The organism is Microbacterium sp. RU1D (assembly GCF_900156435.1).
Classification (GTDB): Bacteria; Actinomycetota; Actinomycetes; order Actinomycetales; family Microbacteriaceae; genus Microbacterium.
In genome coordinates this window covers 164723-188687 of sequence record NZ_FTPQ01000002.1, presented here as the reverse complement: position 1 = coordinate 188687, position 23965 = coordinate 164723, and the positions used below count along the sequence as shown (strand labels likewise).

Here is a 23965-nt window from a genome sequence, read left to right as displayed (position 1 = left end):
GGCGTGCCCTCTCCGGCACGCCGGGGGAGCGTAGACTTGATCGACTGGCCGTGAGGAAGGTGTGACGATGACCGAGACCGCCTCCTCAGCGCCGCCGCCGCCGTCATCACTGCGACGGCTGGTGCCGCGCATCTTCTCGCGCGCCGCCCGCCGTGACGATGTCGACAAGCTGCTGCGCACCGTCCGCACGCACCACCCCAAGGGCGACCTCGCCATCATCGAGCGTGCCTACGCCGTGGCCGACAAGGCCCACGACGGCCAGAAGCGTCAGAGCGGCGAGCCGTACATCACGCACCCCCTCGCGGTCGCGCAGATCCTCGCGGAGCTCGGACTCGGCCCCAAGGCGATCGCCGCCGCCCTGCTGCACGACACCGTCGAAGACACCGGATACCCGCTCGACGAGCTCGCGGCAGACTTCGGCGACGAGGTCGCCATGCTCGTCGACGGCGTGACCAAGCTCGACAAGGTCAAGTACGGCGACAGCGCGCAGGCCGAAACCGTGCGGAAGATGATCGTGGCGATGTCGAAAGACATACGCGTGCTGCTCATCAAGCTCGCAGACCGCCTGCACAACGCTCGGACGTGGGGCTTCGTCCCCCCGCACAAGGCGGCGAAGAAGGCCACCGAGACCCTCGAGATCTACGCGCCGCTCGCGCACCGTCTCGGCATCCAGGCGATCAAGAGCGAACTGGAAGACCTCTCGTTCGCGGTCATGCACCCGAAGCTCTACGCCGAGATCGACAGTCTCGTCAAGCAGCGCACGCCGCAGCGCGAACAGTACGTGCAGAACGTCATTGAAGCGGTCGACGCCGACCTGCGAGAACTCCGCGTGCGCGGCCGCGTCATGGGCCGCCCGAAGCAGCTGTACTCCGTCTACCAGAAGATGGTCGTGCGCGGCCGTGAGTTCGACGACATCTACGACCTCATCGGCATCCGCATCCTGGTGGGCACCGTGCGCGACTGCTACGCCGTGCTCGGCGCCATCCACGCGCGGTGGACGCCCCTGCCCGGCCGCTTCAAGGACTACATCGCCACACCGAAGTTCAACCTCTACCAGTCGCTGCACACGACGGTAATCGGTCCCGGCGGGCGCACCGTCGAGATCCAGATCCGCACGAACGAGATGCACCAGCAGGCCGAGTTCGGAGTCGCCGCGCACTGGAAATACAAGGAGCGCATGGCGGGCGGGAAGGCGGATGCCAAGGCCGTCGACGCCGACATGGCCTGGATCGCGCACATCTCCGACTGGCAGGCCGAGACCGCCGACCCGGGGGAGTTCCTCGACTCGCTGCGCTTCGAGATCGGCGCGAAAGAGGTCTACGTCTTCACGCCGAAGGGTCGCGTGATCGGTCTCCCGACCGGTGCCACCCCCGTCGACTTCGCGTACGCCGTGCACACCGAGATCGGCCACCGCACGATGGGCGCCAAAGTCAACGGCCGCCTCGTGCCGCTCGAGTCGACCCTGCAGAGCGGCGACGTCGTCGAGGTGTTCACCTCGAAGAATCCCGACGCGGGTCCCAGCCAGGACTGGCTCGGCTTCGTCAAGAGCACCCGCGCGCGCAACAAGATCCGCGGGTGGTTCACCAAGGAGCGCCGCGAAGAGGCGATCGAGCAGGGGAAGGACTCCATCGCGCGCGCGATGCGGCGACAGAACCTGCCGCTGCAGCGCCTGATGAACCAGGATTCCTTCACCGAGGTGGCCCGCGGTTTCCACTACGAGGACGTCTCGGCGCTGTACGCGGCCGTGGGCGAGGGGCACGTCTCGACGCAGTCGGTGATCGAGAAGGTCACCGCGCTGGTCAGCGTCGAGGAGACCAACACCGGCCCGATCGACATCCCGGTCGGTCGTAGCCGCGCGCCACGCGGCGGCGACTCGGGCGTCCTCGTGCGCGGCGCGCCCGACATCCTCGTCAAGCTGGCGAAGTGCTGCACGCCCGTTCCGGGCGACGAGATCGTCGGCTTCGTCACGCGCGGCAGCGGCGTCTCGGTGCACCGGGGCGACTGCACCAACGTGCGGTCGCTGAAGGAGGAGCCCGACCGTCTGATCGACGTGGAGTGGGCGCCGACGACGAAGAGCGTGTTCCTCGTGCAGATCCAGGTCGAGGCGCTCGACCGCTCGGGTCTGCTGAGCGACGTCACGCGCGTGCTCAGCGAGCATCACGTCAACATCCTCTCCGCGACGGTGTCGACGACCAATGACCGCCTGGCGCTCAGCAAGTTCGTCTTCGAGATGGGAGACACCGTGCATCTCGACCGCGTGCTCAACGCCGTCCGCCGCATCGACGCCGTCTACGACGTCTACCGCGTCACCTCGTCGTAGCCCGCACGCGCCGGCCGGGCCGGGCGAGGGAGTCATGACGGCGCACCGGCGCTCCCGGTCGAGTGCAGCACGCGGGCGGCCCGTCGGGCGTACGGGTACCGCGGATGCCGCTCGAGCCACGCCTCGGCATCCGCCCTCACGGACGGCTCACGGTGCGCCCACGCCCGCGCCGCGGAGAGGTCTCCGTCATCGGCGGAGCGCGCCAGGTCGACCAGCGTGCGAGCCGGAGTGCTGACGGGGACCCCGGCGATCATCGACACGTCGTCGGGCGGAAGGCGCACGTCATGGTAGACCGCCCGAGGGTCGCGACCGGCACGCACGCGGACGTCTCGGACGCGCTGGAGGTGGTGACGCACCGGCTCACCGGCGACACCGCCGTGCACCCACGCCGCGGTCGCCCGCACCGCCGCCCACCGGTCACTCAGCAGGGGCGACAGGCTCCGGGCGCGCATCCACGTCGTCTCGGCCGCGTCGGCGGGCATGAAACCCTCGCCCAGTGGGACGAGCGCACCGTCGAGGCACGCCGCGCTGAGCTCCGCGAGCGAGAGCCGTTCGTCGGCGAAGAACAGGAAGGGCGACACCATCCCGCCAGTGTGGCGGGGCAGTGTCGCCCGTGACGGCGAACCGTCGGATCTGTGGAGAGCTCGTCAGCCGCCGAGGGCGCGCAGCCAGGTGCGACGCGCCTCGAGGGCCTCGGACGCCTGTGCCGCGGCCCGCTTGTCGCCGCGAGCCTCAGCGTCGGCGAGCTCGGCCTCGAGCTTGTCGATCGCGTCGGTCAGCTGCCGCGTCATGTCGTTGGCGCGGGCCTTCTGCTCGGGGTCGTTGCGCTTCCAGTCGGCATCCTCGCGCGTGCGCACGGACTGCTCGATCTTGCGGAGCTCGTCGTCGAGGGCGCGCTCCTTGTCGCGGGGGAAGATGCGACCGATCTCGTCCCACTGACGCTGGATGGCGGTGAGCTTCTGCCGGGCCGTCGCGAGGTTCTTCTCGTCGACGATCGGCGCCGCCTGCTCCAGCAGCACGCGCTTCTGCTCGATCTTCTCCTTGGACGCCTCGGCGTCGGCGGACTCGCGCTCGATGCGCGCACCGTACAGCGCATCGCCGGCGGCCTTGAAGCGAGCCCAGAGGGCGTCGTCGACCTTGCGTCCGGCGCGGCCCGAGGCCTTCCACGCGTCGAGGAGGTCGCGGTAGGCGCCGATGCCGTCCTCCCCGCGGGGAGCCAGCGCCTCGGCGCGCTCGACGAGGCGCGTCTTGGCCTCGCGCGCGGCCTTGTGCGTCTCATCGAGCGACGAGAAGAACTCGCGGCGGTGACGATCGACGGTCGCGCGCGCGTCGCGGAAACGACGCCACAGCTGCTGTGCCGTCGACTTCGACAGGCGCGGGCCGTTCTGCTGGTGGGCCTGCCACCGGTCGAACAGCGCCGCCATGTCGGCGGTCATCTGCTTCCACTGCACCGTCTGCGGGTCGCGGGCGGCCAGGGCCTCGGCCTCTTCGACGATCGCCGTGCGCTCGCGCACCGCCTCCTCGGAGGCCTGCTTGTTGGCGACCGCTTCTGTCTCGCTCGCCTCGGCGAGCTCCGCCGTGAGGGCATCGACGCGGCCGATGAGCGCGGCGAGATCGCCCACCGCAGCGGCTCCGTCGAGCTTGGTGCGCAGCGTCTTGGCAGTCGAACGCAGATCGGATGCCGTGGCACCGCCGCGACGATGACGGGTCTCGAGCAGCGTGACCTCACCGGCGAGGTCGGCGAACTTGCGCTGGAAGTAGGCGAGGGCCTCGGCGGGGGTGCCGTCGGGATACTGGCCCACGATGCGCCATCCGTCGGCCTCGCGGACCGAGACGGTCCCCTCGTCGTCGACGCGACCCCACGGCTCGGTGACCGTCTTGGATGCCGTGGCGCCGGGCGGGGGACCGGGGATGCGGGCGCCGGGAACGGGCCGGGCCGCGGGCTGCGGAGCCGCGGGGGTCTCCGGGGCCTCGGACTCGGCGGAGGCCGCGTCGGGAGTGCTCTCGGCGGCGGGCTCGCCCGCGTCTTCGCCCGTGGCGGGCTGGGCCTCGTCGTCGGAGTTCACGGCGGCGTCGGTCGCCCCGGCGCTCTCGGCGACGTCGGCCGAGCCGTCGGCCGGGGTCGCGGCATCCGTCGATTCGTCGACTGCGTCGGAGGATGAGGGCGTGGTCGCCTCGGCATCCGTGGTGTCGGCCGCGGTGTCGGTCGTGGCGGGGTCGACCTCGGGGGTGCTCGCGTCGTCGCGCGGGTCGGAGGTCTCGGGGGAGGGAACGGAAGTCACGGGTAGCACCTCATCGCGGCAGAACCGCCTGGGGGAGAAGGACCCTCCGAGCCTAGTACGAGCGGCCGCGCCGCCACAGGTGCGGGACTGCCCGGGCTGCGCGAGGGGGACTCGATCGACGCGGCCGACGGCGAACGCGGCGCGGAAGCGAGGGCGCCGGCGCGACGACGGATGCCGGCGCCGGCACGGGATCACGGTGTCGTCGACGGAGCGGGGGATGACGGGGAGGGTGTCCCGGTCGCCGGTGCGGGCGCGCTGGGACTCGGCGCCGGGGCGGGGGCGCCCGGGCCGGCGACGAAGTACGCCGTCTGCGCGCCGATCGCTCCCGCGATGACGATGAGGCCGATCACGATACCGAGGACGTTGTCGCGAGTGCGACGGCGCCCCTGGCGTTCGTGCAGCGCGACGCGGGCCTGATACGCGCGGGCCCGTTCCCGCTGCTCCCGCGTCTGCCGGTCTTTCCCGCGCGTCGCCACATCGACCTCCTCCACCCGCCACCGGGCCCCTCGATCCTACAAAGCGCGGGTACCCGCATCCGGGGTCGTCCGACGCGCACGGACCGCTGTCGGAGGCCGCGGTTAGCCTGGAGGGGTGACATCCTCCTCCGCGCTCTTCCAGGGCCAGACGCCGCTCGCGGTCCGGATGCGCCCGGTCAGCCTCGACGAGGTCGCGGGACAAGGGCATCTGCTGCGTCCCGGGTCGCCGCTCGTCACCCTCGCCACCACCGACTCCTCGGCATCCGGGTCGGCCGTCTCCGTCATCCTGTGGGGACCTCCCGGCACCGGCAAGACGACGCTGGCGCAGGCCATCGCACGGTCGTCTGGGCGACGGTTCGTCGAGCTGTCGGCGATCACGGCCGGAGTGAAGGACGTGCGGGAGGTCATGCAGGAGGCGCTGACGCAGCGCGATCTCTACGGGCAGTCCACGATCCTCTTCCTCGACGAGATCCATCGCTTCACCAAGGCGCAGCAGGACGCCCTGCTCCCCGGCGTCGAGAACGGGTGGGTCGTGCTGATCGCCGCCACCACCGAGAACCCCTCGTTCTCGGTGATCTCGCCGCTGCTGTCACGATCGCTGCTGCTGACCCTCCGCCCCCTCGGCGACGACGATCTGGGCGCGCTCGTCGACCGCGCCGTCACCGATCCGCGCGGTCTCGCCGGACGGGTCGTGCTCGACGACGAGGCACGGGCGGCGCTCGTCCGCCTGGCCTCGGGCGACGCGCGGCGGGCGCTCACCGCCCTCGAAGCGGCGGCGTCGGTCGCGGGCGACGACGGCGGCACCTCTCCCGCGACCGATGACGACGACGACGATGACGACGACGGGGCGCCGTTCCACCTGACGGAGACCGAACCGCCGGTCATCACCGCCGATCACATCGCGCAAGCCGTCGATCGCGCGCTGCTGCGCTACGACCGCCAGGGCGACGAGCACTACGACGTGATCAGCGCCTTCATCAAGTCGGTGCGCGGATCGGATCCGGATGCCGCGATCCACTACCTCGCACGCATGATCGAGGCCGGCGAGGACCCCCGCTTCATCGCGCGGCGCCTGGTGATCTCGGCCGCGGAGGACATCGGCATGGCCGACCCCCAGGCGCTGCAGATCGCCGTGGCCGCCGCCGACGCCGTCGCCTTCATCGGGATGCCGGAAGGGCGCATCCCGCTCGCCGAGGCGACCATATATCTCGCCACCACGGCGAAGTCGAACGCCGCGTACAACGCCATCAACGCCGCGATCGCCGACGTGCGGGCCGGGGGTTTCGGGCGGGTGCCGATGCACCTGCGCGACGCCCACTACCCGGGAGCGAAGCGACTCGGTCACGGCAAGGGCTACAAGTACGCCCACGACAGCGAGATCGGCATCGTCGCGCAGCAGTACCTCCCCGACGAGCTGCGCGGACGCCGCTATTACGAGCCCACCACCCACGGCACCGAGCGCGACGTGTCGGCGCGCCTGGAGAAGATCCGCCGCATCCTCGAGGGGAAGTGAGACGCGCAGGGGCTCCCCGGCGCGCTCTGGTACCATGAACCGGCTCGAAACAGGGTTTTCGGGCATCCCCTCCTTCCTGTGATCACCTTTCGGTGCGCCCCGGCGTGCGCAGCGGATCGGGCGGAAGGGGGCGATACGCCCGTGAGCCGTGAAAGGCGCGGCCACGTCATCGGAAGGAGAACTTCGTGACCACGAAGTCTCAGGACCGCCGCAAGGTGCGTCTGTCGCGCGCCCTCGGCGTCGCACTCACCCCCAAGGCCGCCCGCTACCTCGAGAAGCGTCCCTACGCTCCCGGCGAGCACGGCCGCACCAAGCGCAAGGCCGACAGCGACTACGCCGTCCGTCTGCGTGAGAAGCAGCGTCTGCGTGAGCAGTACGGCATCCGTGAGAAGCAGCTGCGCATCGCGTTCAACGAGGCCCGCCGTACCGACGGCCTGACCGGTGAGAACCTGGTCGAGCTGCTCGAGATGCGTCTGGACGCCCTCGTCGTGCGTTCGGGCTTCGCCCGCACCACCGCGCAGGCTCGCCAGCTCGTCGTGCACCGCCACATCATGGTCGACGGCCAGCTCGTGGACCGCCCGTCGTTCCGCGTGAAGCCGGGCCAGCAGATCCACGTCAAGCCCAAGAGCGAGGGTCTCGAGCCCTTCCAGGTCGCCGCCGCCGGCGGGCACGCCGAAGTGCTGCCCCCCGTCCCGGGCTACCTCGAGGTCGACCTCTCGACGCTGCAGGCGAAGCTCGTGCGTCGCCCCAAGCGCGCCGAGGTGCCCGTCACGTGTGACGTGCAGCTCGTCGTCGAGTACTACGCCGCCCGCTGATCCCAGCGAGCAGAGAAGGGCGTCGGGTTCTCCCGGCGCCCTTCGTCGTTCCCGATCGCTCTCTCGCGCGGGCCGTCCCCACCCGGGTCGCGCTCTCGCGCGGCCCGTCGCCGTTCCGAGTCGCGCCGGCATCGGGTCGACCGGCGGTCGGCGCACGGCCCGTCGCCCTTCCGGTTCGCCGTCCGGAGCGGCTCACCCCGGGGGCCGGCATCCGGTCGACCGACGGTCGCGCGCGGCACGAGGGGTGTCGCCTACGATGAAGGATGCCGCGACCGCGGCGTCGTATCGAGGAAGAAGTGGTGATCGTGAGAAGCCTCGTCTGGTTCGCGTTGGGTATCGCCGGCGGTTTCGTCGCCGCCCACCTCGTCAACAAGGACCCCCGCGGGCAGGAGATGTTCGCGCAGCTCGACGCGCGCATCGGGGAATTCACCGACCGCATGACCGACGCCTACCACGCCCAGGAGACGCGGCTGTCGGACATCATCGACGACGCCAAAGCCGTCACCTCGTCGGCGGCCGGCCGCGTCGCCGACACGGTCGCGGACGCCGCCAGCGACGCCGCCGCCGCGGCCAAGACCCTCTCGCCCTCCGACTGACCTCTCTGCATCCCGTCCTCCCGCCCTCGCGGGACGACGCCGCACGCGCACGGAAAGACCCGCCATGAAAACCGCCGAGATCGCCCAGCGCTTCCTCGACTTCTTCGAGAAGAAGAACCACACGATCGTCCCCTCGGCCTCGCTCGTCACCGACGATCCGGCCCTGCTGTTCACCGTGGCGGGCATGGTGCCCTTCATCCCGTACCTCAGCGGCGTCGTGCCGCCCCCATACCCGCGCGCCGCGGACGTGCAGAAGTGCATCCGCACCAACGACATCGAAGAGGTCGGCAAGACCCCGCGCCACGGCACCTTCTTCCAGATGCTCGGCAACTGGTCGTTCGGCGACTACTTCAAGGAAGACGCCATCCGCTTCGCGTGGGAACTGCTCACCGCACCCGAGGCCGAGGGCGGCCTCGGCTTCGACCCGAAGGATCTCTGGGTCACCGTCTACGAGGAGGACGACGAGGCGCGCGACCTCTGGCTGCAGCTCAGCACGCTGCCCGACGAGCGCATCCAGCGCCTCGGCAAGGACACCAACTACTGGTCGACCGGTCTGCCCGGCCCCGCCGGACCCTGCTCGGAGATCTTCTTCGACCGCGGACCCGCCTACGGTGTCGACGGCGGTCCCGCGACCGACGACGACCGGTACGTGGAGATCTGGAACCTCGTGTTCATGCAGTACGAGATCACCAACGTGCGCTCGAAGTACGACTTCGACATCGTCGGCGAGCTGCCGGCCAAGAACATCGACACCGGCATGGGCCTGGAGCGCATCGCGTTCATCAAGCAGGGCATCGACAACATGTACGAGACCGACCAGGTGCGTCCCGTGCTCGACCTGGCGGCCAAGCTCGCGGGCAAGGCGTACGGCGCCGAATCCCACGAGGATGACGTGCGCCTGCGCATCGTCGCCGACCACGTGCGGTCGTCGCTCATGCTGCTCGCCGACGGCGTCACCCCCTCGAACGAGGGACGCGGGTACATCCTCCGCCGCATCATGCGCCGCGCCATCCGATCCATGCGCCTGCTCGGCGTGGAAGGGGCCACCTTCCCCGAGCTCTTCGCCGCCTCGCGCGACGCCATGAAGGAGTCGTACCCCGAGGTGGAGAGCGACTACGCGCGGCTCTCGGCGTACGCGATCGCCGAGGAGCAGACGTTCCTCCGCACCCTCGCCGCGGGTTCGGCGATCCTCGACCAATCGGTCGCCGAGGCCAAGACCGGCGGCGGTTCGACGCTCTCCGGCTCCGAGGCCTTCCTGCTCCACGACACGTACGGTTTCCCCATCGACCTCACCCTCGAGATCGCGGAAGAGGCCGGCCTCAGCGTCGACCGCGCCGCATTCGACACGCTCATGCAGGAGCAGCGCACGCGCGCCAAGGCCGACGCCCGCGCGCGCAAGGGAGCGATCGCCGACCAGAGCGCCTACCGCGAGTTCCGCGCGCTCGGCGAAACGGTGTTCACCGGCTACACCGAGCTGCAGACGGAATCGAAGGTGCTCGGCATCCTCGTCCAGGGGCAGGGGACCGACCGCGCCTCGGAGGGGCAGATCGCCGAGGTCATCCTCGCCGAGACCGCGCTGTACGCGGAGTCCGGCGGCCAGGTGGCCGACAAGGGCGTCATCGTGGGACCGGGTTACGAGCTCGAGGTGCTCGACGTGCAACGTCCCGTGCCCGGGCTGGTCAGCCACACCGTCGAGGTGACCACGGGCGAGGTCGCGGTGGGCGCCCCGGCCACGACGGTCGTCGACGGCCTCAACCGCCACGCGGCGCAGCAGGCTCACACCGCCACGCACCTCGTGCACGCGGCGATCCGCGACACGCTCGGCAAGACCGCGACGCAGACCGGTTCGCTCAACCGCGCGGGATACATGCGCTTCGACTTCAGTTGGGGCGCGGCGCTCTCGCCCGAGACCCGCACCGAGATCGAAGACATCGCCAACAACGCCGTGCGCGACAACCTCGAGGTCACCACGCGCGTGATGTCGCTCGACGAGGCGAAGGCCGCGGGCGCGATGGCGCTGTTCGGGGAGAAGTACGGCGACACCGTGCGCATGGTCGACATCGGCGGTCCGTGGTCGCGCGAGCTCTGCGGCGGCACGCACGTCGCGCGCAGCGCGGAGATCGGCCTGGTCAACCTCGTCGGCGAGCAGTCCGTCGGCGCGTCGAACCGGCGCGTGGAGGCCCTCGTCGGCCTCGACGCCTTCCGCGACCTCGCCGCCGAACGCGCGATCGTCTCGCAGCTGTCGACGTCGCTGAAGACCCCGCGCGAACAGCTCACCACCCGCATCAGCGAGCTCGCCGCGAGCCTCAAAGCCGCGGAGAAGAAGATCGCCGCCTTCGAGGCGCAGGCCCTCACCGGTCGCCTGCCGCAGCTGGTGGAGTCGGCCGTGGCCGTCGGCACGGCCCGCGTCGTGGCGCAGAGCCTCGGCGAGGGCGCGTCGGCCGACGACGTGCGGTCGCTGGCTCTGCAGGTGCGCGACCGGCTCGGCAGCGCCCCCGCGGTCGTCGCCCTCGCATCCGTCGCCGGTGGCCGGGCGACGGTCGTCGTCGTCACCAACGACGCGGCGCGAGAGCGCGGGCTCGCGGCCGGCGCGCTGGCGAAATCCGCCGCGGCCGTGCTCGGTGGTGGGGGCGGCGGTCGTCCCGACGTCGCGCAGGGTGGCGGAACGGATGCCGCGGCTCTCCCGCAGGCGCTGGACGGCATCGTCGCCGACGTGCGGGCGACCACCGCGTGACGGATTTCCGACGCGGCATCCGTCTGGGGATCGACGTCGGGCGTGCCCGCGTGGGCGTCGCCCGATCCGACCCGGACGGAGTGCTCGCCGTCCCCGTCGAGACGGTTCCACGCAAGGGGGAGCCGGTGCGACGCATCGTCGCCCTCGCGGCCGAGTACGAGGCGTTCGAAGTGCTCGTGGGCCTGCCGCTCAACCTGCGCGGGGAGGACACCGCGTCGACGACGGACGCGCGTCGGTTCGCCGAGCAGCTGGCATCCGCTCTCCCCATGCCGGTGCGCCTGGTCGACGAGCGCCTGAGCACGGTGTCGGCGCACGGGGTGCTGCGGGAGGCAGGACGTTCCCAGCGCGACTCTCGTAGCATTGTGGATCAAGTCGCCGCTGTGGTGCTGCTGCAGCAGGCGCTCGACGTGGAGCGACAGTCCGGCGAGCCGGCCGAACCCGCCGTATCACCGGGACAGGAGCCCGCCTGAACATGCCCGAGAACCAGCCCCCCGAGAGCGATCCGTTCGCCGACCTGTACGGTCGCCTGCCCGACCCGCGCACCGGTGCGCGTTCGGTCGACGGATCCGCGGACGATGCTCCCCCCTCGCGCCGCGCCGCGCGTGAGGCACGACGCGCGCAGACCGGCCCTACAGGCACGGCGCCCGCCGCCGCGGATGCCGCCGCCGCGCAGGAGCGCGCCGAGACCCCGACGCGTGGCTTCGACGCCGCGCGCCGCGCACCGGGCGAGACGCCGGCGTCCCGAACACCCGACCCCGCCTCGGCACCCCGCGCGGCCGAGCCGTCCCCGGCGCCTCGGGCCACCGAGCCGTCCTCGGCGCCGCGTGCGGCCGCTCTCGGCGACGGTGCGGCGACCGCCGCGGCATCCCCCTCCGCTCCGCGCGACGCGAACGCTTCCGCGCCCGGCCCCCGGCGGGCGGGAACGCCGGCGACACCCGGCGCGGGCGCCGATACCGTTCGCCCGTCGTCGCCCGCCGCCGACCCCGGTCACAAGACGGAACCGGCGCCGGTGGGCGCCGGAGCCGCCGCGTCCGGACGTGCGGACGCAGCCCAGGCCGGCATCGCCTCCGGGTCGCTCGAAGACCTCTTCACGGGGCAGACCACGACGCACGACATCGGCCACGCCGCCCCTCGCGCGCCGAAGAAGCGGCGCCGGATCGGCGGGTGGATCGCCCTGGCCGTCGTGCTGGTGCTCCTCGGCGGCATCGCCGGGGGCGGTCTCGTCGTGTGGAACACCTACGGTGATCGCATCCAGGCCTTCCTCGGCAACGGCGAGCCCCTCGACTACGAGGCGGGACAGGCCACCGGCGAGGCTCGCATCACCATCGTGGCGGGTGACACGGGAGCGTCCGTCTCGCCGAAGCTGTTCGAAGCCGGGATCACGAAGGCCTCGAACTCGCTCTACAAGTACATGGTCGACAACTCCGTCGCGTTCACCTTCCAGCCCGGCGTGTACAAACTGCAGCAGCAGATGACCTCGGAGGCCGTGCTCGCCGCCCTCCGCGACCCGGCGAGCCGCCTGAACTACTCCGTGCAGTTGCGCGAGGGCCTGACGCTGAAGCAGTCGCTCGACGTCATCGCGGAGCAGCTCGGTATGCCGCGCGCCGACCTCGACGCCGCGGTCGCCGATCCGTCGGTGTACGGCGTGCCGGCGTCGACGCTCGAGGGATGGATCTTCCCGGCGACGTACGACTTCGACGAGGGCGTCACGGCGCAGCAGGTCATCGAGCGCATGGTGCAGCGCACCGTGCAGTCGCTCGACGCGGCGGGCGTGCCCGAATCCGACCGGGAGCGCATCCTCATCATCGCGTCGATCATCGAACGCGAAGCGCGCAGCAGCGAGGACTTCTACAAGGTCTCGCGCGTGATCGAGAACCGCCTGCAACCCGACAACACCGAGACCCACGGTCTGCTGCAGATGGACTCCACCGCCCAGTACGGCGCCGGAGAGCTGGATGCCGGGTCGTCGTCGTCGTCGGAGAACGCGCTCACCAGCGACAACCCGTGGAACACGTACATCCGGCCGGGTCTGCCCATCGGCCCCATCGCGAATCCCGGCGATCTCGCGATCGACGCGGCGATGAAGCCGGTGGACGGCACCTGGTACTACTTCACCACGGTGAACCTCGCCACCGGTGAGACGGTGTTCTCGACCACCTACGCCGATCAGCTCAAGGCCGTGGACCAGTTCCGCGCGTGGTGCCGCGACAACCCCGACGGCGGATGCTGACCGGCAGCACACGGCTGGCCGTCTGGGGCGACCCGATCACGCATTCGCGGTCGCCCCGGCTGCACGCCGCGGCTTACGGCGTGCTCGGTCTCGACTGGCAGTACGGGCGTCGCCGCGTCGGGGAGGCGGACTTCGCCGCGGAGATCGCGTCGCTGGATGCCACCTGGCGCGGGCTCTCGCTCACGATGCCGCTCAAGCACGTGGCGGCGTCGAGAGCGGTCACGCTCGACGACGACGCGCGCCTGACCGGCGCCGTCAACACCTACCTGCTGGCCGATCGCGGCCCGCGAGGCTTCAACACAGACGTGGGCGGTCTCACCCGCGCCCTCGACGAGGTCGGCGTGCGCCGCCCGCAGCGCGTGCGCGTGCTGGGCGCGGGCGCGACGGCGACCTCGGCCGTCGTGTCGGCGGTCCGGGCCGGGGCGACCGAGGTGGAGGTGCGTGCCCGCCGCCCCGAGGCTGCGGCCCCTCTCCGCGCGCTCGGTGAGATCCTCGGCGTCCCGGTGCGGATCGAGGCGCTGGATGCCCCCGCCCCTCGGCCCGTCGACACGACCATCGCCGCCCTGCCCGGCGGCACCGACCTCGGCGACCTCGCCGAACGACTGGCATCCACCTCGGGGCCCCTCGTCGACGTCGTCTACGGCGGGTGGCCGACGCCGCTCGCGCAGGCCTGGGAGCGCGCGGGGGTCGCTGCGCACGACGGACTCACGATGCTGCTGCACCAGGCGCTGCTGCAGGTGCGCGTCTTCGTGACAGGTGACCCTGCGCAGCCCCTCGTCCACGACGACGAGGTGCTGGCCGCAATGCGCATCGCGCTCATGGGAGACTAGACGAATGCTTCGCGTCTTCACCGCCGGCGAGTCCCACGGTCCCGAACTGATCGCCCTCATGGAGGGGATGCCGGCCGGCGTTCCCGTCTCCTCGGCGCAGATCCGCGCCGAACTGGCGCGCCGTCGACTCGGCTACGGTCGCGGGTCGCGCATGAAGTTCGAGGAAGACGAACTGACGCTGTCGACCGGCATCGTGCACGGCTTCACGATCGGCAGCCCGATCGCCCTGCGCATCGGCAACACCGAGTGGCCGAAGTGGACCGAGGTGATGAGCCCCGAGCCCGTTGAACTCTCCGACCGCTCACGCGGTCGCGGGGCCGCTCTCACGCGCCCCCGTCCGGGCCACGCCGACCTCGTCGGCATGCAGAAGTACGGCTTCGACGAAGCGCGTCCCATCCTCGAGCGCGCCTCCGCCCGCGAGACCGCCGCGCGTGTGGCGCTGGGCACGATAGCCCGCTCCTTCCTCAGCGAGCTCGGCATCCGTCTGGTCAGCCACACGCTCTCCATCGGCCCCGTGCGCGTTCCCGACGACGCCGAGCTGCCCACGCCCGACGACGTCGATCGTCTCGACGCCGATCCGCTGCGGTGCTTCCACCCCGACACCAGCGCCGCGATGGTCGCCGAGGTCGACGACGCGAAGAAGGCCGGCGACACGCTCGGCGGCATCGTCGAGGTGCTCGCCTATGGTCTGCCCCCGGGGCTCGGATCCCACGTGCAGTGGGACCGCCGACTGGATGCCAGGCTCGCCCAGGCCCTCATGAGCATTCAGGCGATCAAGGGCGTCGAGGTCGGCGACGGCTTCCTCACCACGACGCGCCGCGGTTCGCAGGCTCACGACGAGCTGTTCGCCACCGAGGACGGCATCACCCGCTCGTCCGACCGTGCCGGCGGCACCGAGGGCGGCATGTCGACGGGCACGGTGCTGCGCGTCCGCGCCGGGATGAAGCCGATCGCGACGATCCCGAAGGCCCTGCGCACGGTCGACGTCGCCACCGGTGACACCGCCGCCGCGCACCACCAGCGCTCCGACGTGTGCGCCGTGCCCGCATCGGGCGTCGTCGCCGAGGCCATGGTCGCGGTGACCCTCGCGGATGCCGTGCTCGAGAAGTTCGGGGGCGACAACGTCGCCGAGACCCGTCGCAACCTCGAGTCGTACCTCGCGAACCTGCCCGAGACCCTGCGCACGACCGACGCGTCGGACGCCGCGCTTCTCGCGCATGACCTCGCCTGAGCCCGCGCGCGTCGGCGCCGTGGGGTCCGACGACTCCGCGGCGGTGACCGGGGCCGGATCGGCCGTGGTGCTCATCGGTCCGATGGGTGCGGGGAAGACCAGCGTCGGGCGGCGCGTCGCGCGTGCCCTCGGCGCGGCGTTCACCGACACCGACAAGCTCGTCGTGCGCGAGCACGGGCCCATCCGCGACCTGTTCCTCGCCCACGGCGAGGCGTACTTCCGCGCGCTCGAGCGCGACGCGGTCGTCGAGGCGCTCGGCCGTGGGGGCGTCGTCGCCCTCGGTGGCGGAGCCGTGCTCGACCCCTCGACGAGGGAGCGTCTCACCGCGCACCGGGTCGTCCTGCTCACCGTGGCGCCGCACGTGGTGGCATCCCGCATCCACGGCGACGAGCGCCCCCTTCTCGGCGGGGAGGACCCGGCCGAGCGCTGGTTGCGCATCTACGAAGAACGGCGGCCCGTGTACGAGGCCACCGCCGACATCGCCTTCGACACGTCGTCGGGACCGCTGTCCCGCGTCGTCGACGACATCGTGGCCTGGGCGCAGAGCGTCCCGGCCCAGGAGAGATCATGAGCGACACCACCACCATCAGCGTCGCCGGAGACCCCGGCTACGACATCACCGTCGGCCGGGGCCTGCTCGAAACCCTCGGCGAGAAGCTGCCCGCCGGGGCGCAGAAGGTGCTGGTGGTGCACCCGCCCACCCTCGCCGCGCAGGCCGAGGCGCTGCGCGCGCAGCTGATGGGCGACCGGCAGGTGCTGCTGGCCGAGATCCCCGACGCCGAGCAGGGCAAGCGCGTGGAAGTGGCCGCGTTCTGCTGGCAGGTCATGGGCCAGGCCGACTTCACGCGGACGGACGTCGTCGTCGGTTTCGGCGGGGGAGCGGTCACCGACCTCGCGGGCTTCGTCGCCGCGACCTGGCTGCGCGGGGTCGCCCTCGTGCAGGTCCCGACAACCGTGCTCGGCATGGTCGACGCCGCCGTGGGCGGCAAGACCGGCATCAACACGGCCGAGGGCAAGAACCTCGTCGGCGCGTTCTGGCCGCCGGTGGCCGTGGTGTGCGACCTCGACCTCCTCGACACCCTGTCGAAGAACGAGGCGACCGCCGGCTTCGCCGAGGTGGTGAAGGCCGGATTCATCTGGCATCCGGAGATCCTCGACCTCATCGAAGCCGACCCCACGGGGATCGTCGACCCGAAGGGCGAGGCGTTCCGCCGCTGCGTGGAACTCGCGATCGACATGAAGGCACGCGTCGTGGGGGAGGACCTTCGCGAGGCCGGTCTGCGCGAGGTGCTGAACTACGGGCACACGCTTGGCCACGCCATCGAGCACGCCGAACGCTACCGGTGGCGTCACGGCGCGGCGATCTCGGTGGGCATGGTCTTCGCCGCCGAGCTGTCGCGCCTGGCCGGACGCCTGTCCGACGATGTCGCCCAGCGCCACCGCACGGTGCTCGAGTCGCTGGGTCTGCCGACGACCTACCGCGCCGGGGCGTTCCAGACCCTCAAGGCGACGATGCAGCGCGACAAGAAGAGCCGCGGCAGCATGCTGCGCTTCATCGTGCTCGACGATCTCGCGCGTCCCACCGTGCTGCAGGCGCCCGACGAGTCGCTGCTGTTCGCGGCATACCAGGAGGTCGGTGCATGACCCTCGCCGTGCGCCGGGTGCGCGCGGGGGAGGGTGAGCGCGTTCGTGAGCTGCGCCTGCGAGCGGTGAGCGATCCGGGGGCATCCATCGCCTTCCTCACCACGTATGAGCAGGAAGTCTCGCGCGACCAGGCGTTCTGGGACGACCGCGCGGCGGGCGGCGCCGACGGGGACTCCGCAGCGATGTTCGTCGCCGAGAGCGATGCCGCGTGGATCGGCACCTGCACGGTGCTCGTGCGTCGCACCGGCGACGTCGACCACACCGGCCGACGGCTGACCTCCGGCCGCGCGGACGTCGTCGGAGTCTACGTCGACCCCCCGCACCGAGGGACCGGCGCCATCGACGCCCTCCTCGACACGGCGGCGCGCTGGACCGCCGCCGTGGGCTTCGAGACGCTTTCGCTCGACGTGCACGTCGACAATGCGCGTGCGCAGGCCGTGTATCGTCGCGCCGGTTTCGTGCCGACGGGGGAGACCTTCACCGGGCCCATCGGCGCCGAGCTCGCGATGAGTCGGTCGCTGCGCACACTCTGACGCGGTCCCGGTCGGCAGGTCCCACCCCACCCCGCCCGGTCGAGCCTGGCGGCCGTGCCTTCCTCGAGCGCGCAGGGGCGGCGCTGATAGCGTGCGGGACATGACCACGCCCCGCCGACTCCTGCTCGTCAACGGCCCGAACCTCAACCTCCTCGGCACCCGCCAGCCCGAGATCTATGGGCGCGACACGCTCGCCGACGTCGAGCGCGTCACGGCCCAGGCGGCGGGCCGGCACGGCATCGAGGTCCGGGCGATCCAGAGCAATCACGAGGGCGTCCTCATCGACGCGATCCACGCCGCCCGTCTCGACTGCGCCGGGATCGTGATCAACGCCGGGGGACTCACGCACACCTCCGTCGCGCTGCGGGACGCCCTGGCATCCGTCGACCTCCCCGTGGCCGAGGTGCACATCTCGAACATCACGGAGCGCGAAACGTTCCGTCACTTCTCGTACATCGAAGACGTCGCGGTCGTGCACGTGATCGGCGAGGGCGTACCCGGGTACGCGCGAGCCGTCGACCTGCTCGTCGAGGTCGTCTCCGGCCGCGCCGACGGCTGACGGCGGGGATCGCGTAGACTCAGACGTCGGGCTCTCGCCCACTTCGACTCACGAAACGGAATATCGGCACTCATGGCATCCACCGCAGACATCAAGAACGGCGTCGTCCTGAACATCGACGGTCAGCTCTGGAGCGTCGTTGAGTTCCAGCACGTCAAGCCCGGAAAGGGCGGCGCGTTCGTCCGCACGAAGCTCAAGAACGTGATGAGCGGCAAGGTCGTCGACCGCACGTTCAACGCCGGCGCCAAGGTGGACCTCGAGAACGTCGACCGTCGCGACTTCACCTACCTCTACAACGACGGCGAGGGCTTCGTCTTCATGGACGTCGCCGACTACGACCAGATCACCGTCGGCGCCGCGACCGTCGGCGACGCGGCGAACTTCCTGCTCGAGAACCAGCAGGTGCAGATCGCGCTGAACAACGGCAACCCGCTCTACATCGAGCTCCCGCCGTCGGTCATCCTCGAGGTCACCTACACCGAGCCGGGCCTGCAGGGCGACCGCTCGTCGGCCGGCACCAAGCCCGCCACCGTCGAGACCGGCTACGAGATGCAGGTTCCGCTGTTCCTCGAGACCGGCACCAAGATCAAGGTCGACACTCGCACGGGCGAGTACCTCGGCCGCATCAGCTGACGTCTCGTTCCCGACAGAATGAGCGCTCGTACCAAGGCGCGTAAGCGCGCCCTCGACATCCTGTTCCAGGCCGACGTCCGCGGTGAGGACCTGCCCGTCATGCTCGCCACCGAAGCCAAGCGTGCGGCCTCCGAGCCCGACCGTCAGGCCTCGTGGCTGTACGCCCGCGACATCGTCGACGGCGTGATCGACAACCGTGACGCGATCGACGAGCAGATCACCACGTTCTCGAAGGACTGGTCGATGCAGCGCATGCCCGCGGTCGACCGCGCCCTGCTGCGCATCGGCACGTGGGAGATCCTCTTCAACGACGACGTGCCCACGGCCGTCGCGATCGACGAGGCCGTCGAACTGGCGAAGGAGTTCTCCACCGACGACTCCGGTTCGTTCGTGCACGGCGTGCTGGCCCGCATCGCCCGCTCGTCCTGAACGCCCCGAACCTGCGCGACGTGCGCCGACGCGGTCCCGACGTGATGTCGGCGGCCGCGTCGCGGCGTTTCCGGGCGGCGCGTCCGTCGGGGGAGCGGGCGGTGAGCTCGACGGTCGGTTCGCGGCCTCGCGGCGCGGGCCTCGGTGCGCGCGACGTGGCGCGCGGGAACGGGCCGCGAGGCGACGCGGAACACCGGCGCGGACGCTCGCTTCGAAAGACCGCGATGTCGGAGTTTCGGGGCAGGGTGGGGGCATGACCTCCTGGCGTGACCTGCTTCCCGGCGCTCCGCCGCGGGCGTACGACGCCCTCGCCCTGGGCATCGAGCTGCGCCAGCGCGAGGCGTACGACCCGGCGCGCTGGGAGGCCCGGGCCGTCGTCGCGGTCACGCCCCGCCTGCTCGCCCGCCGGCAGGATGACCTGCAGCTCGTCGCCCGCCCCCTCGTGCGCGGGGCGCGCGAGACGTGGATCCGGGCGGATGCCACGTGGGACGCGGTCCGTCGTTCCTCCGGCCGCTTCGATCCGGCGCACGTGCGGTGGTTCGCCGAATTGCACGCCCTCGCTCAGGCGATGCGGACCACGGGCCCCTTCGCCGCCCCCGGCGACACGGTCGCGCTCGACGCCGTCGACTCCCCGCTGCTCTGGCCGCACCTGGCCGCGGCGGCCGGGCTCGGCATCCCCCTGGTCGCGGTGCACGCGCAGCAGAGCGTGCGACTGGCCGACGCCGCCGAGGCGCGCGTGGCGGTCGACGCCGTGGACGGGGGAGGGCTGCGGCTGTCGGCCGACGTGCGCATCGACGCGACCCCCGTGCCCGCCCTGCACGCCCGGCCCATCGGCGGTTCGGGCCTGTTCGCCTTCGCGCTCGACCGCGACCCCGTTCCGATCGTGCTCGCGCCCGTGACGCTTCCCGCGCCGCTGCCCGCCCTCCTCGGCACCGACGGCGTCGAGATCCCGCGTGCGGAAGCGGAGGAATTCCTCGCCGACGCCTACCCGCGCCTCGCGCGCCGCGCACCCCTGTCGCTGGGCGCCGGCGTGCCGCCGCCGCCCGCTCCCCGCCCGACGCTCGAGGTGACGGTCGTCCACGCCGACGACGAGGTCTCCTATCGCCTCGAGTGGGTGTACCCCGGGTCCCTGCGCTTCGCGTACGACAGCGAGGGACCGGATGCCGAGCCGGGGTCCGATGCACCGGGTGACGCCTTCCCGGCGACCGCCGCCGAGCGCGATGCGCGCGCCGAGGCGCAGATCGGCGAGCGTTTCGAGACGACGTGGATGGCGGCATCCGATCTGGCCATCGTCGGGCGCGCGCGCCTGAACGGTGCCGATGCCGCCGCGTTCACCACGCGCGTGCTGCCGGCCGTCGACGTGGTCGACGAGGTGCGCGTGCGCACGAGCGGCACCGTGCCGACGTTCCGCGAGCTGCGCGGCGACCCCACGCTGCGCATCACCGCCGTCGAATCGGTCGATCGAGACTGGTTCGACCTCGGCATCGTGGTCACCATCGACGGACGCACGATTCCGTTCGGCATGCTGTTCTCGGCGCTATCGCGCGGCCGCGCCCGCATAAAGCTGTCCGACGGGGCGTGGTTCTCCCTCGCCCACCCGTCACTGCAGCGCCTGCGCGACCTGCTCGAGGAGGCCGCGGCCCTCGATGAGTGGGAGACCGGCCCGCGGCTGCCGCGCACGCACCTCGCGCTGTGGGCGGAGTTCGAAGACCTCGCCGACCAGTCCGAGGCCGCGGTCGAGTGGCGCGCCCTCGCCCGGGCGCTCCGCGAGGTGGGCGAGGTGCCCCCGGTGCCGACGCCGCCGGGCTTCTCCGCCGACCTGCGCCCCTACCAGCGCGAGGGGCTGTCGTGGCTCGCGCTCCTGCACGGGCACAGGCTGGGCGGCATCCTTGCCGACGACATGGGACTCGGCAAGACGCTGCAGCTCCTCGCCCTCGTCGCCCACACCCGTGCAAACCGCGACGAGCGCCCGTGGCTGGTGGTCGCGCCGACGTCGGTGCTGCCCACGTGGCGCGACGAGGCGGCCCGCTTCGCCCCCGGGCTCCGGGTGCGCGTGGTCGAGGCCACGGCCGTGCGCCGCGCGCACAGCATCGCGGGGATCGCCGCCGAGGTCGATGTCGTGGTCGCGTCCTACGGCGTCGTCCGGGCGGATGCCGCCGAGTTCTCCGTTCCGCACTGGTCGGGCGTCGTGCTCGACGAGGCGCAGTTCGTGAAGAACCCCGCGACCCGCATCCACCGGGCGATTGCGGGCCTGTCGACCGACGCCGTCTTCGCCGCGACGGGGACGCCCCTCGAGAACGGCCTGGACGACCTCTGGGCGCTGCTGTCGCTGACCGCGCCCGGGCTGTTCCCGTCCATCCGGCAGTTCCGCGAGGACTACACCCGGGCGATCGAACAGCTGCCGACGGACCAGCCCACGGCTCTTTCCGCCGCCGCGGCGAGCGCGCACCGCGAGAAGACGCTCGAGCGTCTGCGGCGCCGCGTGCGCCCGTTCCTGCTGCGCCGCACCAAGGACGTCGTGGCATCCGATCTCCCTCCCAAGCAGGAGCAGGAGATCGTGGTGCCCCTCTCCCCGGCGCACCAGGAGGTGTACGACCGGGTGTTGCAGCGGGAGCGGCAGAAGGTGCTGGGGCTTCTCGACGACCTCGATCGTCAGCGGTTCATCGTGTTCCGCTCGTTGACGTTGCTGCGCATGCTCGCCCTCGCCCCGGGCCTGGTCGACGATCGCGACGCGCACCTGGGCTCAGCGAAGCTCGACGTGCTGCTGGAGCGTCTGGTCGAAGTGGCCGCCGAGGGGCACCGCGCTCTCGTGTTCAGTCAGTTCACGTCGTTCCTCGACCTCGCGGCGGAGCGCTTGGATGCCGCGGGCCTCGCATACGCGCACCTCGACGGCAGCACCGCGCGGCGTGGCGACGTGGTCGAGGGGTTCCGGGAGGGCGACGCGCCCGTGTTCCTCATCAGCCTCAAGGCCGGCGGGTTCGGGCTGACCCTCGTCGAGGCGGAGTACGTGTTCCTGCTCGACCCGTGGTGGAACCCCGCGGCCGAGAACCAGGCGATCGACCGGGCCCACCGCATCGGGCAGACGAAGAGCGTGTTCGTCTACCGACTCCTCGCGGCCGGCACCGTGGAGGAGAAGGTGCGCGCCCTTCAGCACCGCAAGGCGGCCCTGTTCGATGCGGTCATCGACGACGACGACGCCTTCGCGGGCTCCCTCGACGCCGACGACATCCGCTCGCTGCTCGGGCCGTGAGCCCGGCGACGCTCGGTTCCGCTTCGCTCAGACGTGGGCAGCCCCGCGGCGCCTCGGCCGCACGCTGCCGCCGGCCCATGTGGCAGCGGGCATCCAGACCCCGACACCCTCACCGCTCTCAGGCCTCTTGCCGGAGCCCCGCGTAGACTCGTCGGGTTCGCCAACGACACAGGAGCGGCATGAAGATCACCGGCCTCGGCCACGCGGGAATGTTCATCGAGACGCGCGGCGGCAGCATCATCTGCGACCCCGTCCTCGGTCCGAGCTTCTTCGGCTCGTGGTTCCCGTTCCCCGACAACCGCGCCCTCGACTGGGAGCGTTTCGGCAAGGCCGACTTCCTGTACATCTCGCACCGCCACCGCGACCATTTCGACCCGGCGCTGCTCGAGCGATACGTCCCGAAAGACATCAAGGTGCTCCTGCCCGAGTACCCCACCGACGACCTCGAGCAGGACCTCCTCGCCCTCGGCTACACGAACCTCGTGCGCACCGAGGCGGGCGTGCCCCTGCAGTTCGGCGACCTGAAGCTCATGGTCACGCCACTGCGCGCCCCCTCCGACGGCCCGATCGGCGACTCATCGCTCTCGCTCGACGACGGCACGGGATCCGTCCTGAACCAGAACGACTCGCACCCGCTCGACCTGGAGAAGCTGTTCGACTTCGGCAAGCCCGACGCGTACTTCACCCAGGTGTCGGGGGCGATCTGGTGGCCGATGGTCTACGACCTGCCCCAGGATGCCAAGCAGAACTTCGCCCAGCTCAAGCGCGACGCGCAGAACAAGCGCGCGATGTACTACATCGACAAGGTCGACGCCGAGCACGTCTTCCCGATGGCGGGTCCGCCCATGTTCCTGCGCGAGGAACTGTTCCGCTACAACGGCACGGGCCTCGAGAACGACTCGATCTTCACCGACCAGCGGGAGTTCCTCGCGCACATGAAGGATCAGCGCCCCGAGCAGAAGGGCTATCTGTTCCTCCCGGGCACCGAGGTCGAGGTGCAGGGCTCCGACGTCACCGTCACGCAGACGCTCTACACCGACGCCGAGATCGAGCGCGTCTTCGGCGACAAGTGGAACTACCTCGCTGAACAGCGCGACAGCCGCCAGGACGAGATCCGCGCCGAAGAGGCCACTCGCGCCGAGGTCATCCCGCCTGCCGAGATGCTCGCCGCGCTGAAGGAATGGTGGGAGCCGCTGCTGCGTCGCGCCCGGACCATCCGCAACGGCGTCGGGGGAGCGGTGCGCTTCCGCATCGGCGAGCTCGACATGGTCGTGGACTTCCCCAAGGCGAAGCTGCGCGAGTACGCGGGCGAGGAGTGCATCTACTGGTACACGATCCCCGCCGACCTGGTGTCGACGAACATCCGGGACCACGAGATCGACTGGTCGAACTCGATCTTCTTGTCGATGCAGTTCGAGGTCGGCCGCTCCGGCAAGTTCAACGAGTTCCTCACGACGTTCCTGAAGTGCCTGTCGCGCGACCGCATCGAGTACGTCGAGAACTGGTACGCCGAGCAGTCGGATCAGACCGAGGATGCCGAGATCGACGGGTGGACGGTGCAGCGTCGCTGCCCGCACCTGCGCGCCGACCTGACCAAGACCGGCAAGATCGAGGACGGCGTGCTGACCTGCTCGCTGCACGACTGGAAGTGGGACCTGGAGACGGGTCGCTGCCTGACGACGACGGGGCATCCGATCCGTTCGACTCCGGTCATCACCACCCCGAGCGGGGAGCGTGCGGCGGCCGAGCGGGCGTCCGCGGAGGTCGCCGCGGGCTGATTCGCGCGCGCCGGGGCACAGCCGTCGTCATCCGCCCCGCGGCCGCGCTCCGTCGGCATCCGCCCCAGCCCGATGCCCGTCGATCGATAAACGCTCGGAGCACCGAGAAACG

Annotated in this window: 20 protein-coding genes; 17 read left to right on the top strand and 3 right to left on the bottom strand. The window is 71.2% G+C overall.

What is annotated here, in order from left to right; genetic code table 11:
- Window positions 1-67: 67 nt before the first annotated feature.
- On the top strand, window positions 68-2320 hold the full coding sequence (locus B0B15_RS09575) for a RelA/SpoT family protein (protein ID WP_076675541.1): 2253 nt from the start codon (window positions 68-70) through the stop codon (window positions 2318-2320).
- 32 nt (window positions 2321-2352) lie between these two features.
- Here the strand turns inward: B0B15_RS09575 and B0B15_RS09570 are convergent, their stop codons facing one another.
- The 3 genes from B0B15_RS09570 to B0B15_RS09560 form a co-directional block, all read right to left on the bottom strand.
- The gene (locus B0B15_RS09570) at window positions 2353-2904 is read right to left on the bottom strand and encodes a type IV toxin-antitoxin system AbiEi family antitoxin (RefSeq protein WP_076675539.1); all 552 of its coding nucleotides are present in this window, start codon (window positions 2902-2904) and stop codon (window positions 2353-2355) included.
- A gap of 63 nt (window positions 2905-2967) precedes the next feature.
- Window positions 2968-4602 carry a DUF349 domain-containing protein gene (locus B0B15_RS09565; RefSeq protein WP_083708973.1) on the bottom strand — a complete coding sequence of 545 codons (1635 nt, stop codon included), beginning with the start codon at window positions 4600-4602 and terminating at the stop codon, window positions 2968-2970.
- A gap of 191 nt (window positions 4603-4793) precedes the next feature.
- Window positions 4794-5078 (bottom strand): dioxygenase, encoded by a 285-nt coding sequence (locus B0B15_RS09560; protein ID WP_076676437.1) that lies wholly within the window; start codon window positions 5076-5078, stop codon window positions 4794-4796.
- 115 nt (window positions 5079-5193) lie between these two features.
- Here B0B15_RS09560 and B0B15_RS09555 point away from each other — a divergent pair, with 115 nt between their 5' ends.
- From B0B15_RS09555 to B0B15_RS09480, 16 genes are all read left to right on the top strand, one after another.
- Window positions 5194-6591: a replication-associated recombination protein A gene (locus B0B15_RS09555; RefSeq protein ID WP_083708972.1), complete on the top strand. Its 1398-nt coding sequence runs from the start codon at window positions 5194-5196 to the stop codon at window positions 6589-6591.
- Between the two features lie 185 nt (window positions 6592-6776).
- A complete protein-coding gene (gene rpsD / locus B0B15_RS09550; protein WP_076675537.1) occupies window positions 6777-7406 on the top strand; it encodes a 30S ribosomal protein S4 in 630 nt (209 codons plus the stop codon).
- 299 nt (window positions 7407-7705) lie between these two features.
- A complete protein-coding gene (locus B0B15_RS09545; RefSeq protein WP_256714472.1) occupies window positions 7706-8002 on the top strand; it encodes an ATPase in 297 nt (98 codons plus the stop codon).
- A 64-nt stretch (window positions 8003-8066) separates the two neighbouring features.
- The gene (alaS, locus tag B0B15_RS09540; RefSeq protein WP_076675534.1) at window positions 8067-10736 is read left to right on the top strand and encodes an alanine--tRNA ligase; all 2670 of its coding nucleotides are present in this window, start codon (window positions 8067-8069) and stop codon (window positions 10734-10736) included.
- Entirely contained in the window at window positions 10733-11206 is a 474-nt protein-coding gene (ruvX, locus tag B0B15_RS09535; protein WP_076675533.1) for a Holliday junction resolvase RuvX, read from the top strand. Before alaS ends, ruvX begins: the two co-directional genes overlap by 4 nt.
- A gap of 2 nt (window positions 11207-11208) precedes the next feature.
- Entirely contained in the window at window positions 11209-12966 is a 1758-nt protein-coding gene (gene mltG, locus B0B15_RS09530) for an endolytic transglycosylase MltG (RefSeq protein ID WP_076675531.1), read from the top strand.
- Window positions 12960-13796, top strand: a complete 837-nt coding sequence (locus tag B0B15_RS09525; protein ID WP_076675529.1) for a shikimate dehydrogenase family protein — start codon at window positions 12960-12962, stop codon at window positions 13794-13796. The genes mltG and B0B15_RS09525 overlap by 7 nt, the downstream gene beginning before the upstream one ends.
- Window positions 13797-13800: 4 nt before the next feature.
- Window positions 13801-15027 (top strand): chorismate synthase, encoded by a 1227-nt coding sequence (gene aroC / locus B0B15_RS09520; RefSeq protein ID WP_076675528.1) that lies wholly within the window; start codon window positions 13801-13803, stop codon window positions 15025-15027.
- Window positions 15014-15598, top strand: coding sequence for a shikimate kinase (locus tag B0B15_RS09515; protein WP_083708971.1), 585 nt, complete (start codon window positions 15014-15016; stop codon window positions 15596-15598). Before aroC ends, B0B15_RS09515 begins: the two co-directional genes overlap by 14 nt.
- Window positions 15595-16671 (top strand): 3-dehydroquinate synthase, encoded by a 1077-nt coding sequence (gene aroB, locus B0B15_RS09510; RefSeq protein WP_076675526.1) that lies wholly within the window; start codon window positions 15595-15597, stop codon window positions 16669-16671. The genes B0B15_RS09515 and aroB overlap by 4 nt, the downstream gene beginning before the upstream one ends.
- Entirely contained in the window at window positions 16668-17204 is a 537-nt protein-coding gene (locus B0B15_RS09505; protein WP_076675525.1) for a GNAT family N-acetyltransferase, read from the top strand. The genes aroB and B0B15_RS09505 overlap by 4 nt, the downstream gene beginning before the upstream one ends.
- A 100-nt stretch (window positions 17205-17304) precedes the next feature.
- Window positions 17305-17763 carry a type II 3-dehydroquinate dehydratase gene (locus tag B0B15_RS09500; protein WP_076675523.1) on the top strand — a complete coding sequence of 153 codons (459 nt, stop codon included), beginning with the start codon at window positions 17305-17307 and terminating at the stop codon, window positions 17761-17763.
- Between the two features lie 72 nt (window positions 17764-17835).
- Complete coding sequence (efp, locus tag B0B15_RS09495) at window positions 17836-18396, top strand: elongation factor P (protein WP_076675522.1); 561 nt, start codon at window positions 17836-17838, stop codon at window positions 18394-18396.
- Window positions 18397-18414: 18 nt separating this feature from the next.
- Window positions 18415-18825, top strand: coding sequence for a transcription antitermination factor NusB (gene nusB / locus B0B15_RS09490; protein ID WP_076675520.1), 411 nt, complete (start codon window positions 18415-18417; stop codon window positions 18823-18825).
- A gap of 253 nt (window positions 18826-19078) precedes the next feature.
- Window positions 19079-22075 carry a DEAD/DEAH box helicase gene (locus B0B15_RS09485; RefSeq protein WP_076675519.1) on the top strand — a complete coding sequence of 999 codons (2997 nt, stop codon included), beginning with the start codon at window positions 19079-19081 and terminating at the stop codon, window positions 22073-22075.
- Between the two features lie 179 nt (window positions 22076-22254).
- Window positions 22255-23853: an MBL fold metallo-hydrolase gene (locus B0B15_RS09480; protein ID WP_076675517.1), complete on the top strand. Its 1599-nt coding sequence runs from the start codon at window positions 22255-22257 to the stop codon at window positions 23851-23853.
- Window positions 23854-23965: the final 112 nt, after the last annotated feature.